The organism is Janthinobacterium sp. BJB426 (assembly GCF_002735705.1).
Lineage (GTDB): Bacteria > Pseudomonadota > Gammaproteobacteria > Burkholderiales > Burkholderiaceae_D > Janthinobacterium.
Map to the genome: position 1 here is coordinate 21,684 of NZ_PDZL01000004.1, position 15,773 is coordinate 37,456.

18 protein-coding genes and 1 tRNA gene are annotated in these 15,773 nt (G+C 64.2%); 15 read left to right on the forward strand and 4 right to left on the reverse strand.

The features are described from left to right. Window positions 1-28 precede the first annotated feature (28 nt). The 4 genes from bioB (at window position 29) to CSQ93_RS07945 (ending at window position 5,062) form a co-directional block, all read left to right on the forward strand. The gene (bioB, locus tag CSQ93_RS07930; protein WP_099377603.1) at window positions 29-1,075 is read left to right on the forward strand and encodes a biotin synthase BioB; all 1,047 of its coding nucleotides are present in this window, start codon (window positions 29-31) and stop codon (window positions 1,073-1,075) included. Between the two features lie 94 nt (window positions 1,076-1,169). Then, on the forward strand, window positions 1,170-3,197 hold the full coding sequence (locus CSQ93_RS07935; protein ID WP_099377604.1) for an acetyl/propionyl/methylcrotonyl-CoA carboxylase subunit alpha: 2,028 nt from the start codon (window positions 1,170-1,172) through the stop codon (window positions 3,195-3,197). A gap of 10 nt (window positions 3,198-3,207) precedes the next feature. Further along, a complete protein-coding gene (locus tag CSQ93_RS07940) occupies window positions 3,208-4,140 on the forward strand; it encodes a 2-hydroxyacid dehydrogenase (protein WP_099377605.1) in 933 nt (310 codons plus the stop codon). A gap of 1 nt (window position 4,141) precedes the next feature. Next, window positions 4,142-5,062: a hydroxymethylglutaryl-CoA lyase gene (locus tag CSQ93_RS07945; protein WP_099377606.1), complete on the forward strand. Its 921-nt coding sequence runs from the start codon at window positions 4,142-4,144 to the stop codon at window positions 5,060-5,062. A 149-nt stretch (window positions 5,063-5,211) separates the two neighbouring features. Here CSQ93_RS07945 and CSQ93_RS07950 read toward each other — a convergent pair. Next, window positions 5,212-5,288, reverse strand: a tRNA-Pro gene (locus tag CSQ93_RS07950). Window positions 5,289-5,493: 205 nt separating this feature from the next. Here CSQ93_RS07950 and CSQ93_RS07955 point away from each other — a divergent pair. Beyond that, the gene (locus CSQ93_RS07955) at window positions 5,494-6,096 is read left to right on the forward strand and encodes a hypothetical protein (protein ID WP_099377607.1); all 603 of its coding nucleotides are present in this window, start codon (window positions 5,494-5,496) and stop codon (window positions 6,094-6,096) included. Window positions 6,097-6,137: 41 nt separating this feature from the next. On the opposite strand, the gene rsmI is transcribed toward CSQ93_RS07955, so the two are convergent. Beyond that, complete coding sequence (rsmI, locus tag CSQ93_RS07960) at window positions 6,138-7,046, reverse strand: 16S rRNA (cytidine(1402)-2'-O)-methyltransferase (protein ID WP_034782777.1); 909 nt, start codon at window positions 7,044-7,046, stop codon at window positions 6,138-6,140. Window positions 7,047-7,211: 165 nt separating this feature from the next. On the opposite strand from rsmI, the gene CSQ93_RS07965 reads away from it, so the two are divergent. The 7 genes from CSQ93_RS07965 to CSQ93_RS07995 all read left to right on the forward strand — a co-directional run bounded on the left by CSQ93_RS07965 (window position 7,212) and on the right by CSQ93_RS07995 (window position 12,097). Next, window positions 7,212-8,423 (forward strand): penicillin-binding protein activator, encoded by a 1,212-nt coding sequence (locus CSQ93_RS07965; protein WP_099377608.1) that lies wholly within the window; start codon window positions 7,212-7,214, stop codon window positions 8,421-8,423. A gap of 9 nt (window positions 8,424-8,432) precedes the next feature. Beyond that, on the forward strand, window positions 8,433-8,792 hold the full coding sequence (locus CSQ93_RS07970; RefSeq protein ID WP_099377609.1) for a YraN family protein: 360 nt from the start codon (window positions 8,433-8,435) through the stop codon (window positions 8,790-8,792). A 57-nt stretch (window positions 8,793-8,849) separates the two neighbouring features. Then, window positions 8,850-9,446 (forward strand): phosphoheptose isomerase, encoded by a 597-nt coding sequence (locus tag CSQ93_RS07975; protein WP_034752465.1) that lies wholly within the window; start codon window positions 8,850-8,852, stop codon window positions 9,444-9,446. Next, window positions 9,439-10,125 (forward strand): BON domain-containing protein, encoded by a 687-nt coding sequence (locus tag CSQ93_RS07980; RefSeq protein ID WP_051959223.1) that lies wholly within the window; start codon window positions 9,439-9,441, stop codon window positions 10,123-10,125. The genes CSQ93_RS07975 and CSQ93_RS07980 overlap by 8 nt, the downstream gene beginning before the upstream one ends. 82 nt (window positions 10,126-10,207) lie before the next feature. After that, on the forward strand, window positions 10,208-10,729 hold the full coding sequence (locus CSQ93_RS07985) for a peroxiredoxin family protein (RefSeq protein WP_099377610.1): 522 nt from the start codon (window positions 10,208-10,210) through the stop codon (window positions 10,727-10,729). 85 nt (window positions 10,730-10,814) lie between these two features. Then, window positions 10,815-11,405, forward strand: coding sequence for a sigma-70 family RNA polymerase sigma factor (locus CSQ93_RS07990; protein WP_099377611.1), 591 nt, complete (start codon window positions 10,815-10,817; stop codon window positions 11,403-11,405). Further along, a complete protein-coding gene (locus CSQ93_RS07995; RefSeq protein WP_099377612.1) occupies window positions 11,402-12,097 on the forward strand; it encodes an anti-sigma factor in 696 nt (231 codons plus the stop codon). Before CSQ93_RS07990 ends, CSQ93_RS07995 begins: the two co-directional genes overlap by 4 nt. Here CSQ93_RS07995 and CSQ93_RS08000 read toward each other — a convergent pair. Beyond that, window positions 12,094-12,522 carry a PaaI family thioesterase gene (locus CSQ93_RS08000; RefSeq protein ID WP_099377613.1) on the reverse strand — a complete coding sequence of 143 codons (429 nt, stop codon included), beginning with the start codon at window positions 12,520-12,522 and terminating at the stop codon, window positions 12,094-12,096. The genes CSQ93_RS07995 and CSQ93_RS08000 overlap by 4 nt on opposite strands. A gap of 84 nt (window positions 12,523-12,606) precedes the next feature. Then, window positions 12,607-13,764, reverse strand: coding sequence for a PepSY-associated TM helix domain-containing protein (locus tag CSQ93_RS08005; protein ID WP_099377614.1), 1,158 nt, complete (start codon window positions 13,762-13,764; stop codon window positions 12,607-12,609). Window positions 13,765-13,980: 216 nt separating this feature from the next. On the opposite strand from CSQ93_RS08005, the gene CSQ93_RS08010 reads away from it, so the two are divergent. From CSQ93_RS08010 to CSQ93_RS08020, 3 genes are all read left to right on the forward strand, one after another. Then, window positions 13,981-14,526: a YbhB/YbcL family Raf kinase inhibitor-like protein gene (locus CSQ93_RS08010; RefSeq protein WP_099377615.1), complete on the forward strand. Its 546-nt coding sequence runs from the start codon at window positions 13,981-13,983 to the stop codon at window positions 14,524-14,526. Then, window positions 14,516-15,337, forward strand: a complete 822-nt coding sequence (locus CSQ93_RS08015) for a helix-turn-helix transcriptional regulator (protein WP_199534311.1) — start codon at window positions 14,516-14,518, stop codon at window positions 15,335-15,337. Before CSQ93_RS08010 ends, CSQ93_RS08015 begins: the two co-directional genes overlap by 11 nt. Window positions 15,338-15,406: 69 nt before the next feature. Further along, window positions 15,407-15,751, forward strand: a complete 345-nt coding sequence (locus CSQ93_RS08020) for a hypothetical protein (RefSeq protein ID WP_099377616.1) — start codon at window positions 15,407-15,409, stop codon at window positions 15,749-15,751. Window positions 15,752-15,773 lie beyond the last annotated feature (22 nt).

Consider the following 15,773-nt stretch of genomic DNA (forward strand, 5'->3'; position numbering starts at 1 on the left):
GCTAAAAAATAGAAACGAAGGAATCACCATGTCTTTAGTCCAAGAAGCAGCAAAAACCGTCGAACTGCACCGTCCTGCGGCGCGCATCACCCTGCCGGAAGCGGCCACCTGGCCCATCGCCGATGTGCTGGCCCTGTTTGACCTGCCTTTCAATGACCTGATGTTCAAGGCCCAGCAAACCCACCGCATCAACTTCCCCGATGGCGATGTGGAACTGGCGACCCTGCTATCGATCAAGACGGGCGGCTGCGAGGAAGACTGCGGCTACTGCCCGCAAGCGGCCCGCTACGACACGGGCGTGGAAGCGAAAAAAATCCTCGACATCGACACGGTGCTCGACGCGGCCCGCCAGGCAAAAGCCAACGGCGCCACGCGCTTCTGCATGGGCGCCGCCTGGCGCGGCCCGAAGGACCGCGACATGGAAAAAGTCGAAGAGATGGTGAGCAAGGTCAAGGCGCTGGGCCTGGAAACATGCGCTACTTTGGGCATGCTGGAAGAAGGACAAGCGGACCGCCTGAAAAACGCGGGCCTGGACTTCTACAACCATAACCTCGATACAGCGCCCGAGTTTTACGACAACGTCATCTCGACGCGCGAATATCAGGACCGCCTCGATACTTTGGGCCGCGTGCGCGAAGCGGGCTTGAAAGTGTGCTGCGGCGGCATCGTCGGCATGGGCGAAACGCGCTTGCAGCGCGCGGGCCTGATCGCCCAGCTGGCCAATTTGAATCCGTATCCGGAATCGGTGCCCGTGAATCACCTGGTGCAGGTGGAAGGCACGCCTTTGTTTGGACTGGAAGCGCTGGATCCGTTCGAATTCGTGCGCACGATTGCCGTCGCACGCATCACCATGCCGAAAGCGCGCGTGCGTTTGTCGGCGGGCCGCCGCCAGATGGGCGAAGCCGTGCAAGCCATGTGCTTCCTGGCTGGCGCCAACTCCATCTTCTACGGCGACAAGCTGCTCACCACCGACAACCCGGAAGCGGAAGACGACCGCGTCTTGCTCGGTAAGCTGGGCTTGCAGACGCGCGGCGCCATGCTCGACTCGGTACAGAAAGAGAAGTGCGGCTGCTGATCCAGCCCATCGGAATGCGCTCCACCAGGGCGCATTCCTCACAGCGACACCTCAGATAAAAAACTTCCAGCCACGAGCTGCAAAGAGAGAGACCATGTTCACTAAAATCCTGATCGCCAACCGCGGCGAAATCGCTTGCCGTGTCGCCGCTACCGCGCGCCGCATGGGTATCCAGACCGTCGCCGTATATTCGGAAGCAGACGCCAACGCCAAGCACGTCGCCGTGTGCGACGAAGCGGTGCTGATCGGCCCCGCGCCGGCCAAGGAAAGCTATCTGTGCGGCGACAAGATCATCGCCGTGGCGCTGGCGACAGGGGCGCAGGCGATCCACCCCGGCTATGGCTTCCTCTCCGAGAACGCCGACTTCGCCGACGCCTGCGCCACTGCGGGCCTGGTCTTCATCGGCCCGCCGGCGTCCGCCATGCGCGCCATGGGCTCCAAGTCGGCCGCCAAGTCGCTGATGGAAAAAGCAAATGTGCCGCTGGTGCCCGGCTACCACGGCGAAGAACAGGATGCGGATTTCCTGCACGGCCAAGCCGACAAGATCGGCTACCCCGTGCTGCTGAAGGCGTCGGCCGGCGGCGGCGGCAAGGGCATGCGCGTCATCGACAACAGCGCCGACTTCAAGGCGGCACTGGCCTCGTGCAAGCGCGAAGCGATCAGCTCTTTCGGCGACGACAAGGTGCTGGCCGAAAAATACCTGTCGCGTCCGCGGCATATCGAAATTCAGGTGTTCGCCGACACCCTGGGCAACTGCATCTACCTGTTCGAGCGCGACTGCTCGGTGCAGCGCCGCCATCAAAAGGTACTGGAAGAAGCGCCGGCGCCGGGTATGCCGCTTGACCGCCGCGCGGCCATGGGCGAAGCGGCCGTCGCCGCTGCCAAGGCTGTTGGCTATGTCGGTGCGGGCACGGTCGAATTCATCGCCAACCAGGATGGTTCGTTCTACTTCATGGAAATGAACACGCGCCTGCAAGTGGAACACCCGGTGACGGAAATGATCACCGGCACCGACCTGGTGGAATGGCAGTTGCGCGTCGCCTTTGGCGAGCCGCTGCCGAAAAAACAGAGCGAACTGGCGATCCACGGCCACGCCATCGAGGCGCGCATCTACGCGGAAAATCCGGAGAAGGGCTTCCTGCCGTCGATCGGCACCCTACGCCACATGCAGTCGCCATCGGCCGTCACGTTCGAACTGGGTGGCACGCTGGTTCCGGCCGCCGTGCGCATCGATTCGGGCGTGCGCGAGGGCGATGCGATTTCACCATTCTACGACCCGATGATCGCCAAGCTGATCGTCTGGGGCGCGGACCGCCGCGAAGCGCTGGCACGCATGGCGCAGGCGCTGGCCGACTACCAGATCGTGGGACTGGCCAGCAATATCGCCTTTTTGAAACGCCTGGTCGAAGGCCAGGCGTTTGCCAGCGCCGACCTCGATACGGGTTTGATCGAGCGCAATCACGACACGCTGTTCCCCGCCCTGCAGGCGGCGCCCGACACGGCCCTGGCGCTGGCGTCCGTCGCCCTGCTGCTGGAAGAAAAAGCGGCCGCCGAAGCGCAATCGCTGCAGCGCGCCGACCCGTGGGGCAATGCCCTGGGCTGGCGTCTGAACAGCACCCTGGGACGCAGCCTGGCATTTGCCGACGAATTCACCTTGGCCAGCGAGGGCAAGGCCTATACCGCGCGCGTTGCCTACAAGACGGATGGCTGGCTGTTCAACGGCCAGCCCTTGAGCCTGACGGCGCACCAAGGCAACGAGCTGCACATCAAACTCGGTGAACGTGCCGTGCACGGCACGGTGCTGCGCGACGGCGAACAGTTCCACGTGTTTACCAGCGGCTTGCACCATACCCTGCATTACAGCGACCCGATGGCGCATGCGGGCGAAGTGGAAGCAGAAGGCGGCCGCCTGACGGCGCCGATGCCGGGCAAGGTCGTCGCCGTGCTGGTGAACAAAGGCCAGGACGTCAAGAAGGGCGAGCCGTTGGTCATCATGGAAGCGATGAAGATGGAGCACACGATCGCCGCGCCGCACGACGGCCTGGTGGAAGACGTGCTGTATGCCGTCGGCGACCAGGTGGCCGACGGCGCGCCGCTGCTGGCCTTCAAGGCTGCCGCATAAGGCAGCCACGATGCGCATCCTGTTACAACGTTCGGATGGCAAGGAAGCAGCGTGGATCAGCGACTTCCGCGACTTGCTGCCCGAGGCCGACATTATCTTCTGGCGCGAAGGCGAAGCGCTCGCGCCATGCGACTACGCCGTCGTGTGGCAACCGCCGGCGGCCATGCTGCCCGAGCTGGCCAACGTCAAGGCCATCTTCAACACGGGCGCCGGCGTCGACGCGCTGTTGAAATTCGGCGAGGCGCTGCCCGCCCAGGTGCCGCTGGTGCGTCTGGACGACGCGGGCATGGGCGTGCAGATGGCCGAATATGTGAGCCACGCCGTGCTGCGCCACTTCCGCCGCTTCGACGACTACGAGGCGCAGGGCCACGCCGGCACCTGGCAGCCGCTGCCTGCCTTCGACAAGGCGGATTTCCCCGTCGGTGTGCTGGGCATGGGGGTGCTGGGCACCCGCGTGCTGCAAGCGCTGGCGCAATTTGAATTCCCGCTGCGCGGCTGGAGCCGCAGCCACAAGCACGTCGATGGCGTCGAATGCTTTGCGGGCGAGGAGGGGCTGGAAGCATTCTTGCGCGGCACGCGCGTGCTGGTGTGCATGCTGCCGCTCACGCCGGACACGCATAACCTGCTCGACCGCGCGCGCCTGTCGATGCTGCTGCCGGGTGCCTACGTCATCAACGTGGCGCGCGGCGCGCATCTGGCCGAACCGGATTTATTGACCCTGATCCGTTCCGGGCATATCGCCGGGGCGACCCTCGACGTGTTCCGCAACGAGCCGCTGCCGCAGCAGCACCCGTTCTGGCAAGAACCCCGCATCACCATCACGCCGCATATTTCGGCCGCCACCCTGCGCCGCGAAAGCGTGGCGCAGATCGCCGCCAAGATGCGCCGCCTGCAAGCCGGAGACTCTGTCGCCGGCATCGTCAACCGTTTGCAAGGATATTGAAATGAATGCTCAAGCCAGTTTGCCCAAGCAGGTCAAGATCGTCGAAGTGGGTCCGCGCGACGGCCTGCAAAACGAGAAGGAAACCATCAGCGCCGCCGTCAAGATCGAGCTGGTCGACCGCCTGACCCTGGCCGGCTTCGCCAACATCGAGGCGGCGTCGTTCGTGTCGCCGAAATGGGTGCCGCAGATGGCCACCAGCGCGGAAGTGATGGACAAAATCGCGCGCCGCGCTGGCACGATTTATTCGGCACTGACGCCGAACATGCAGGGTTTCGATGCCGCGCTGGCGGCGAAGGCCGATGAAGTGGTGATCTTCGGCTCCGCGTCGGAGGCATTCTCGCAAAAGAACATCAACTGCTCGATCGCCGAATCGATCGCCCGCTTCGAAGGCGTGGCCAAGGCGGCCAAGGAACACGGCCTGCGCCTGCGCGGCAGCATCAGTTGCGCCTTCGGCTGCCCCTACCAGGGCGACGTGCCGCTCGATGCCGTGGCCGACGTGGTGGGCCGCATGCGCGACCTCGGTTGCGACGAGATCGACATCGCCGACACCATCGGCGTGGCCACGCCGCGCAAGACGCAGGCGGTGATGCAGCGCGCCATCGCGGCTTTCCACGTGGGCGGCCTGTCCGGCCACTTCCACGACACCTATGGCCAGGCGCTGGCGAATATCTACGCCAGCCTGGAAACGGGCATCGCAATCTATCACTCGTCCGTCTCCGGCCTGGGCGGCTGCCCGTACGCCAAGGGCGCCACCGGCAACGTGGCCACCGAAGACGTGCTGTACATGATGCAAGGGCTGGGGATTGCCACCGGCATCGACCTCGACCTGGTGGTGGACGCGGGGCAGTTCATCTCGCAGCAGCTGGGGCGCAAGGGATCTAGCCGGGCCGGCAACGCCATCGCGGCGAAACGCGCCGGCTGAAATTTGGAAGTTTGGGGTCAGACCCTCAATGCCGCTAGCGTCAAGCTCAGTGCCAACACATCCGGGGGTCTGACCCCGGCAGTACAGACGAAAAATACAGACGAAAAAAAACCCAAGAGCCTGAACTCTTGGGTTTTTTTCTACAAATTTGGTCGGAGTACAAGGATTCGAACCTTGGACCCCCTGGTCCCAAACCAGGTGCGCTACCGGGCTGCGCCACACTCCGAAGACCAAGATAATACAGGCCGTATCGACTTCGGTCAAGGGTCAGGTGAAACTCTATGTAAATTATTTACGGGCGGCACTGGAACCCATGTATTTTTCAAAACGATTGAAGTGTGCGACACTGGCTTGGCAAGTTTTCCCGATCAGACATGAAGGCGACAACGGCAATGGAGTTCAGGATAGAAAGAAACGACGGCGGCCGGCCCATGCCGAACCGCCGCGGCATCGTGCTGGGCATCGCCGTGTCCTTGCTGCTGCATAGCGCCTTGATCTACCTGTGGCGCCACGTGCAGCCGGCCGCGCGGATGGACACGGCCCCGCGCGTGGAATCGATCGCCGTGTGGATACGTCCGCTGGCCGCCAAACCTCCCCCGCCGCCCGTCGAAGTCGTCAGACCGAAACGCGAACCCAAGCCCATCAGCAAGCCAAAACTCGCCACTGCCCGGGAAACGCCGGCGGCGACCACACCGCCAGCATCCAGCCCGCAAGCCATCACGGTCGTCCCGGCATCACAGGCCACGCCGGTGGCCAGTGCCGATACATTCAGGCAAGAAACCCCGGAAACACCGAAATTCGACATGGACGCGGCCAGGAAGACGGCGCGCAAGATGGCGGGCGAGCGCGATCCCGCCAAGGCGGGCACGGCCGTGGGGCAAATCCCCGACAAGCCGCTGCAAACGGAAACCCAGCTGGCGCGCGACATCGCACAAGGCAAGCGCGGCGATTGCCGCACCGCCTATTCAGGCGCGGGCTTGCTGGCGCCCGTGCTGATGTTGCTCGACAAGAAGGATAGCGGCTGCAAGTGGTGACAATTTAACAACCTACCTATTTGGGGCAGGCCGCAATCAAATTATTCCTGCCCCTTCAACTGCAACGCCCGCTCATACAGGGCGTTTTTCTTGCGCCCCGTGATTTGCGCCGTCAAGTTCGCCGCCTGCTTGACGCTGCATTCGGCCAGCAAGATGTTCAGGATGCGTTCCGCTTCCACGTCTTCCGCGTCCTGCGCTTCCGTCGCGCCTTCCAGCAGGACGACGAATTCGCCCTTTTCGCGGTGTGCATCGGCGCGTATCCACGCCTCCGCCTCGGACAGGGGACAGCGGTGGATTTCTTCGAACAGTTTCGTCAGTTCGCGCGCGAACACCACCTGGCGCGTCGGCTCGAACGCTTCCACCAAGGCCGTGGCGCAATCGAGGATGCGGTGCGGCGCTTCATAGAACACCATCGTCGCCGTCACGCCGCGCAAGCTGTGCAGCATGTTTTCGCGCTGCTTGGCCTTGGCTGGCAGGAAACCGACAAAGTAAAACTGGTCATTCAACAAGCCGCTGGCGGAAATGGCGGTGATCGCCGCCGACGGGCCGGGCAGGGGCAGCACGCGCAAGCCGGCCGCGCGCACGGCGTCGACGATGCGCGCACCGGGGTCGGAAACGGCCGGCGTGCCGGCGTCGGACACCAGCGCAATGCGCTCGCCGGCGTGCAGGCGGGCGATCAGGGTCTGCGCCACTTCGCGTTCATTATGTTGATGCGCCGCAATCAAAGGCTTGTTCAGGCCAAAGCGCGTCAGCAGGTGCGCCGTGTTGCGCGTATCTTCACAGGCGACGGCATCGGCAAGGCTCAGCAGATGCAGCGCGCGCAGGCTGATATCGGTCACATTGCCGATCGGCGTGGCCACTATATACAATGTTGCGATAGGATAGACCTGGTGCGCCGCCTCTGTCATGATGGGCAGGCTGGCGATGGAACTGATTTCTTGTACGGTCATTTTGGAGGTTAAATGCTTGCTAATAGTGTGAAGTTACTGCTTGTTTGTGCCGCGACCGGCATGCTGAGCGCTTGCAGCACGCCTTGCGACGCGCCCGGGCAATTGTGCGCGCCTATTGAATCTAACACAAGGGCGCTGCCGCCTCCGAAGCCGCTGCCACCGCCCGTGCCGCCCAAGCCGCCCGCGCCCGAACCGGTGACGTTTGCCGTGGCCGTGCCCGATATTACCGCGTACGACGGCAGCGGCGCGCCGCTGGCGCCCATCACAAGCAAGCCAGCGACGGGCACGCCGCAGGACATGCCGGCCGCTACGGCGCCGGCGCCGTCCGACGGCAATGTCCACCACATCGGCCTGCTGCTGCCGCTGCGCTCGGCTTCCCTGGGACCGGCCGCCGAACTGCTGCGCGCCGGCTTCATGGCCGCGTACGAGCGCGACCGCAGCGGCTTTGAAGTGACGGTGATCGATACGGGCGACGGCAGCAGCGACGTCCTGAACAAGTTTGCGCAAGCGCAAGAAGAACAGGACATCGTCGTGGGACCTTTGTCGCGCTCGGCCGTGACGGCCGTGGCGAACAGCGATCTGGTGCGTAAACCCACGATCGCCCTGAACCACCCGGACAACCGCGGCGAGGCGCGCCTGCCGGCCAAGCTGCTGGTGATGGGCCTGTCGATCGAGGCGGAAGCGCGCCAGGTCGCCGCCTGGGCCGCCAGCGAACAGCCTGGCGCCAGTGCGCTGGTCCTGTCGGCCGGCTCGCCCTCGCAGCGCCGCATCAGCGCCGCCTTCAAGCAGGAATGGCTGCGCCAGGGCGGCAAGATCGAAACGATGGACTTGACGGCAACGAATGGCTACCTGAGCGATGCCGAACTGGTGCAGCTGCGCGCGCGCCTGGCCGCCACGCCGCCGGGCCTGCTGTTTGCCGCGCTCGACGCCGACCAGGCGCGCCAGCTGCGCGTGGCCATCGGCAGCGATTTGCCCCTGTATGGCACCTCATCCTTGAATCCCGGCACGGGACGCGGCGCCAGCGGCCCCGAGCTCGACGGTGCGCGCCTGCTGGACTTGCCATGGCAAGTCCAGCGCGACCATCCGCAAGTGATGGTGTATCCACAGCCCGAGCAGCCAGCCGAACGCCGGCTGACGGCCGACATGGAACGCCTGTACGCGCTGGGCATCGATGCCTTCCGCGTGGCGCGCGAAGTGGCGCTGCGGCCGAACGCGCCATTTACCCTCGATGGCGTGACGGGCCGCCTGGCCGTGCGCTTTGAGGAGAATCAAAGCGTGTTCGAACGCACGGAGCAAGCCGCCACCTACCAGCAGGGCGTGCTGGGCACCTGGCCGCCGGCCGCGCCCACGCCTGTCTCTGTGCCGCCGGCCCAGTAAGAGCACGCCATGCCACCCCTGCCTTTCCAGAATAAACAGGCACGGGGACGGCAAGGGGAAGATGACGCGCTCGCGTATCTGCTGCTGCAAGGCTTGGTGCTGCTGCAACGCAACTATTTGTGCAAGGGTGGGGAGCTCGACCTGATCATGCGCGATGGCGCCTCGGTCGTCTTCGTCGAAGTACGGCTACGCAGCAGTACAACCTTCGGCGGCGCCCTGGCCAGCATCACGCCAGCCAAGCAGCGGCGCATGGTGGTGGCCGCGCAAACCTGGCTGCTGGGGCAGAAAACGCTGCCGCCATGCCGCTTCGACGCGCTCGCCATCGATGGCGGACGCATCAGCTGGCTGAAGAACATCCTCGATATGTAAGCATTTTTAACAGTGCTTGTCCGCCATGCCGCGCGCCTGCACTATAATCGGCAGACTATGAATAATCAACGCATCCTCTCGCACTTCCACGAAAGTGCCGAACTCAAGATCCAGGCCGCCACCGTACTGGCGCAACCGATTGCGCAGGCGATCGACCTGATGTTTTATGCATTGTCCAACGGCAACAAGATCCTCGCCTGCGGCAACGGCGGTTCCGCCGCCGACTGCCAGCATTTCGCAGCCGAGCTGGTCGGGCGCTTCGAACGCGAGCGCTTTCCGCTGCCGGCCCTGGCGCTGACGACGGATACGTCGATCCTGACGGCCGTGGCGAACGACTACAGCTACCGCGAGATTTTCTCGAAGCAGGTGCAGGCCTTCGGCCAGGCCGGCGACATCCTGCTGGCCATCTCCACGTCGGGCAATTCGGCCAACGTGATGGCAGCCGTGGAAGCGGCGCTCGAGCGCGAAATGCGCGTCGTGGCGCTGACGGGCAAGGACGGCGGCGCCATCGGCAAGATGCTGACGGACGCCGACGTGCATATCTGCGTACCGGCCGAGCGCACGGCGCGCATCCAGGAAGTCCACCTGACCACCATACATTGCATCTGCGACGGCATCGATGTCGCTCTATTCGGAGGAGACGTGAATGACTAAATTCGGTACTGGCCCAGGCTGGAAACGCGTACAACGCCCGCTGGCCACCGCACTGCTGTGCGGCGCCATGCTCACCTCGCTCACCGGCTGCATCGAACTGATGGTCGGCGGCGCGGTGATGGGCGGCGTTGCCGCAGCGGACCGCCGCACCCTGGGCGCCCAGACCGAAGACAAGTCGATCGCCCTGAAAGGCGAGTCGCGCATCCCCTCCATCACCGGCGACGTGGGCCACGTCAACGTCACCAGCTTCAACCGCCGCGTCCTGCTGACGGGCGAAGTGCGCGACGAAGCGATGAAAAATGCCGTCGAGCGCGAAGTGCGCAATATCGAGGGCGTGGAATCGGTGGCCAATGAATTGATCATCGCCGGTCCGGCCAGCTACACCTCGCGCTCGAACGACGCGCTGATCACCACCAAGGTCAAGGCCAGCCTGGTCGACATGAAAACCATCTCGGCGGCCTCGTTCAAGGTCGTCACGGAAAACGCCACCGTCTTCCTGATGGGCAGAGTCACCCAGCGCGAAGGCACGGTCGCGGCCGACGTGGCGCGCGGCGTGGGCGGCGTGCAGAAAGTGGTCAAGCTGTTCGACTACATTTCGGAAGCGGAACTGAAGCAATTGCAGCCCGACCCGCCGCAGCAGCGCACGACGAACACCGTCAGCGACACGGTGCAGCAGTAAGCGCCTCCTCCGTTTGACCTACGGCTTTGATGCGGCGATACGGATATAATGGCCGCATCGTCGCGCTTTTCAAATGAAAACCATGTCAACTACGCCATCCGCAAGCAAGTCCTGGGTCAAGCCAGCCCTGATCGCCGTCTTCGTGGCGGGCGTGGCGGCAGCCGGCTATCTGTCGCTGAATGACAAGCAAAGCGCGCCGGACGTGACCTTCCACGGCATCCATGGCGAGAAAATCACCTCAAACAGCTTGCGCGGCAAGGTCGTGATGGTCAATTTCTGGGCCACCTCGTGCACCACCTGCGTGGCGGAAATGCCGGAGATGGTCGATACCTACAACAAGTACAAGGGGCAGGGACTGGAATTCGTGGCCGTGGCCATGAAGTACGATCCGGCCAACTACGTGCTGAACTTCGCCGAAACGCGCCAGTTGCCGTTCAAGGTGGCGCTCGACGTGACGGGCGAAGCGGCCAAGGCCTACGGCGACGTGGCCCTCACGCCCACCACCTTCGTGCTCGACAAGCAGGGCAAGATCCTCAAGCGCTACGTGGGCAAGCCGGAATTCGCCGAACTGCACAAGCTGCTGGATTCGGCCATCGCGGGATAGCACGGTACAAAACCCTGTTGCCAAGCGTTGTCAATCTGTTATAACCTTCCCTTGCGTGATCCCGTTCACCTTGTGAAGGCCAGCCGTGTCCCTAGCCGCTCAATCGCTCGACCCGCAGCAACTCAAAACCTGGCTGCTCGCCGCCGGCAACAAGGACGCCACCGCGTTCCGTCAGCTATATCACTCCACCTCATCGAAACTGTTTGGCTTCGCGCTGCGTATATTGCATAAGCAAGAGCTCGCTGAAGAAGCCTTGCAAGAGGGGTTCGTCGCCATCTGGAACAACGCCGCCACTTACCAGAGCCATCTGGCGGCGCCGATGACCTGGATGGCCACCATCGTGCGCAACAAGGCGTTCGATGTGCTGCGGCGCAGCGACGATACCGTGGAAATCGATGCCGAACAGTTTGATAGCGAAGTCATGAATGCACTCCGAGACCCCCAGGCCACGCCGATCGAGTCACTGCAACTGAGCGGTGACGCCAAGGCGCTGGCGTTTTGCATGTCGGCCCTGGAAGGGCTGCACCGGCAGGTGGTCGCCCTGGCCTTCTATCATGACCTGTCGCACAGCGAAGTGGCGCAGCAGATGTCGCTGCCGATCGGCACCGTGAAGACGTGGATACGCCGCAGCCTGGAACGGCTGCGCACGTGCCTGGCGAAACGGGAGGCATCATGAATATCCGCGGCAATGACGTGCTGCGCCAGAAACTGGCGTCCGAATATGTGCTGGGCACGCTGAAAGGGGGCGCGCGCCGGCGTTTCGAAGGCTGGCTGCACAATGACGCCGATTTGCGCAATATCACAGCCGAATGGCGCCAGCGCCTGGAACCGATGGCCGAATTCGCCACACCCGTGGCCCCGCCCAAGCGCGTGTGGCAGCAGATCGAGCAGCGCCTGCACCTGAAGCCGCAGGGCGGCTGGTCTGTGTTCCGCGATTCGCTGTCGTTCTGGCGTTCGCTGGGCATGGCTTCGAGCGCCATCGCCGCGCTGCTGGTGATCGTCGTGGCCACGCGCGTGATGGATGCGCCGCAGATCAGCTATGTGGCCAGCCTGACGGACGAGAAGGCGCAAACGGCCCTGCTGCTGACGGCCGACAGCCGCCACGGCGCGCTCGAGGTGCGCATGGTGGGCAACGCGCCCGTGCCTGCTGACCGCGACCTGGAATTGTGGGCCGTGCCGAAGAGCGGCAACCCGCGCTCCCTCGGCTTGCTCGCCGACAAGGGCAATGTGAAACTGGCCCTGTCCCAGCGCGCCATCGGCAGCGACGTGGCCTTGCTGGCCGTTACCCTGGAACCGAAAGGCGGTTCGCCGAATCCGAACGGACCGACGGGACCGATTCTCTACAAGGGTAACTGGGTGAAGATTTAAGCTTGTTTGGGATATAAAATCATCTGCGTGCAGCGGAACAGGGCAATCGTCTTGCCCGTTTCCTTGCTTTTCACCACGGCATCCCACACTTGCGTGTTGCGGCCCTTGTGCTCGACCTTGGCCGTGCAGGTAAGCGTGCCTTCGCGGGCTGTGCCCAGGTGGTTCGATTTCAATTCGATGGTCGTAAAATTACTGGCGCCTTCGGGCAGGTTGACGATGCAGCCATAGCCGGAAGCCGTGTCGGCCAGGGTCACCACGCTGCCCGCGTGCAGGTAGCCATTCGGCGCCAGCAAGTGCGGCAGCACGGGCAATTCCGCCGTCAGCTGGCCATCGCCCACTTCCGTGATGACGATGCCCAAGTGGCCGGGCAGGCGGCCGGTGCCGCGTTCATTCAACATTGCTACGGTAATCTCGGGATTGCTCATGCTGGTCCTTGTGCGGGTGAATCCGGGATACGCCGGAAAATACTATAATGATAGCAACTTTCCCCGCATCGGTTTGGCGGCCGCTTATTTCCGGCGACGCCGCCGTTTCCACCACACCAAACTGCCCGTCAGCAGGAACAGCAAGGGCATCAAACCGAAGACGGTAATGAAGGCGCGCCCGGCCACGCCAAACGCCTGGCCCGAATGCAGGGGGAATTGCCAGCCCAGGAATACATCGCCGGCCGGCGCCCGCAAGGGATCGCGTATGCGCAGGGGCAAGCCGCTGCGCGCGTCCAGGGTGATGCGCGTGGCGCCGTCGCCGTGGGCGATCTCGCCAGGCTGGCGCACGCGCACGTCATACGGCTGATCCGTTTTCGCCGGCAGCACGATGCGCGACACGCGCGCCTGCGGATACAGCAGCTGCGCGGCGGCCATGGCCTGGCCCGCATCAAGCACGGCGCCATCCTGGCCCACATTTTTCAATTTTGCCGTATCCGGCACCGTCGACACGAGTTCCACCAGCGGCACGATCAATTGCGGCAAATTGAAATAGATGCCGGAAAAGGCAAGCACGGCCAGCACCGGCGCGGCAAAGAAGCCGGCCGCCTTGTGAAACGTGTAATGAAAACGGGGCCAGGAACCGCCATGCGACACCGTCAGCGCGCGCTTGACCGCCGTCCACTGCAGGCGCGGCCACCACAGATAAATGCCGCTCAAGGCCATCAGCAGCAGCATCACGCCCGAGATACCGGTAATGGTCTTGCCCACTTCGCCGGACAAACCATAGCGGTGCAAATGAAACATGCCCGACATCAACAGCGGGCGCGTGAGGCCGAAACGCCCCCAGTCGCGCTCGCCTTTGACTTGCAAGGTGTAGGGGTCGACCATCACCTGGCGCACGATGGCCTGGCTGAAGGCCGACGGTTTGCCAGCCTGGCGGTACGAGGCCACGTACACGTCGCGCGCATCGGCCGGCGGATTGAGCTGCGAGGGCTTGCCGTAGGCGGGGTCGGCCGCGAGAGCGTCCACCACCGCCTGCACCGTGCGCGGCGTCACCTCAAATACCTGGCCGGGCGCAGGCCTGCTCGCCTGCAACAGTGTGGGATTCAGATACGCGTCGAGCTCCGGCATCCACGCGATGGCGGAACCCGTCAAGCCCAGCAGGACGAACAGGACGCCAAACCACAGGCCCGCATACAGGTGCAGCTTGGTGAACAACCATGGGATCGGGCGTGGGGACATGGACACTTTGGGAAATTTGGGCTGCGAAACGATAGCATGAAAGCCCGGCAGTGAAAATCATGCGTGGTCAGAAAGCGGGAAACCAAGCAACACGCTCATGGCAGCGTTGGAATGAGGTAAAAACGAGCGTTTCGGCACCATCAGCGAGCACATCGGCATCGCGGGTAAATGTTGCACGGCATACACTTTCCCCTATACTTCATCGAAAGGAAAACCATGACCACCTCCCGATTGCTCGCCGTCACGCTGGGTTTCGCTCTGCACCTGGGCGCCCAGGCCGCCGATTTCACGGTCACCAGCACCGACATCGCCCCTGGCCAGACCCTGGCGCCCGCGCAAGTGTTCCAGGGCTTCGGCTGCACGGGCGGCAACCTGTCGCCGCAATTGTCGTGGAGCAATGCCCCGGCCGGCACCAACAGCTACGCCATCACCCTGTACGACCCGGACGCACCCACGGGCAGCGGCTGGTGGCACTGGAGCGTGTTTAACTTGCCAGTGTCCACCACGTCCTTGCCTGCGGGAACGACGGCGACCACCTTGCCCACAGGCGCCATGCAAGGACGCAACGATTACGGCGACAGCGCCTACGGCGGCGCCTGCCCACCACCAGGCGACAAGGCGCACCGCTACCAGATCACGATCTGGGCGCTGAAAACGGACAAGCTGCCGCTGGACCAGCACGCCAGCGGCGCCATGCTCGGCTACATGCTCAACGCCAACGCGCTGGGCAAGGCACAGCTGACGGGACTGTATGGCCGATGAGATGGACGCGGTGGCCCTGAGCGAGCTGCGCATCGCCCACGGCACCATCGAGGCGCGCCGCGCGCAAACCCTGCGCCGCGTGCCTGTCTTCCAGAGCGCGCTGTGCCGCGTGCGGCAGGGCACCAAGCTGCTGGAATGGGGCGCTCGCCAGGCGCGCGCCGGCGCGCACGACGTGGTGCTGATGCCGGCGGGACAGGAACTGGGCGTGGCCAACCTACCCGGCGCGCAAGGCTACCGGGCTGAAGTGCTGAGTTTTTCACCGGCCCTGATCGCCCGTTTCCGCGCGCGCCATGGCAGCCTCGTCGATGCCCAGCTGCGCCAGGCGGCCACGGCCAGCCTGTGCGTGCCGCTCGACATGCACGCGGCACTGGCCTGGGACCAGCTGATGGCCAGCCTGGCGAGTAGCGCACCGCCCGCGCTGCTGGCGCACCAGGCGGAAGGCTTGCTGCTGGCCCTGGCCCTGGGCGGCCATTGCGGCCCCTTGCTGCTGGACCGCCGCGATCCACTGGCCGCGCGCGTGCAGCAAGTGCTGTTGCTGAACCCGGCCGCCGACTGGAGCGTGGCCAAGGTGGCTGCCCAGCTGCATGTGGGCGCGTCCACCCTGCGCCGCCAGCTGGCCCTGGAACAACGCCATTTCCGCACTATCCTGGAAGACGTGCGCCTGGGACTGGCCTTGCAGGAATTGCAATCCGGCATCTTACCCATCGGCGACATCGCGGCCGCCTGCGGCTACGCCTCGCCCTCGCGCTTCGCGGCCCGTTTCCGCCAGCACTACGGCTTGTCGCCGCGCGAGCTGCGCGCCACCCTGTAAGCTCGCTCTAGCGCAAATGAATTGCAACAAGCGCTGACAGCGGAGCGATTTTCTTGCTACTATGCGCCCATGTCTTCCCGCCAGCCCACCCGCAAGCTTGCTCATCACGGTGCCGCCGCCCTCGCGCGCACGCCGTGGCGGCTGTGCGTGGCACTGTTCACTGCGCTGGCCCTCGTGTTCCTGCTGTCGACGGCCGCCTCGCATCTGCACAAGACGACCCTCGACGCGGAAGAGTGCGCGCTGTGCGCCACCGTCATCGACAAGGTGGCCGATCTCGCCGTGCCGCCGGCCATCGTCGAGCCGCCCGCCCAGTTACTACCGTACCGCCTGCTGGCCATCGCGCCCGCACCCCTGGCGCCCGTCGCCGCCCTCGTTTTGCCGCCCGTGCGCGGCCCGCCTGCCGCCTCACTGTAGTTCCCACGCTGTTTTTATCCTT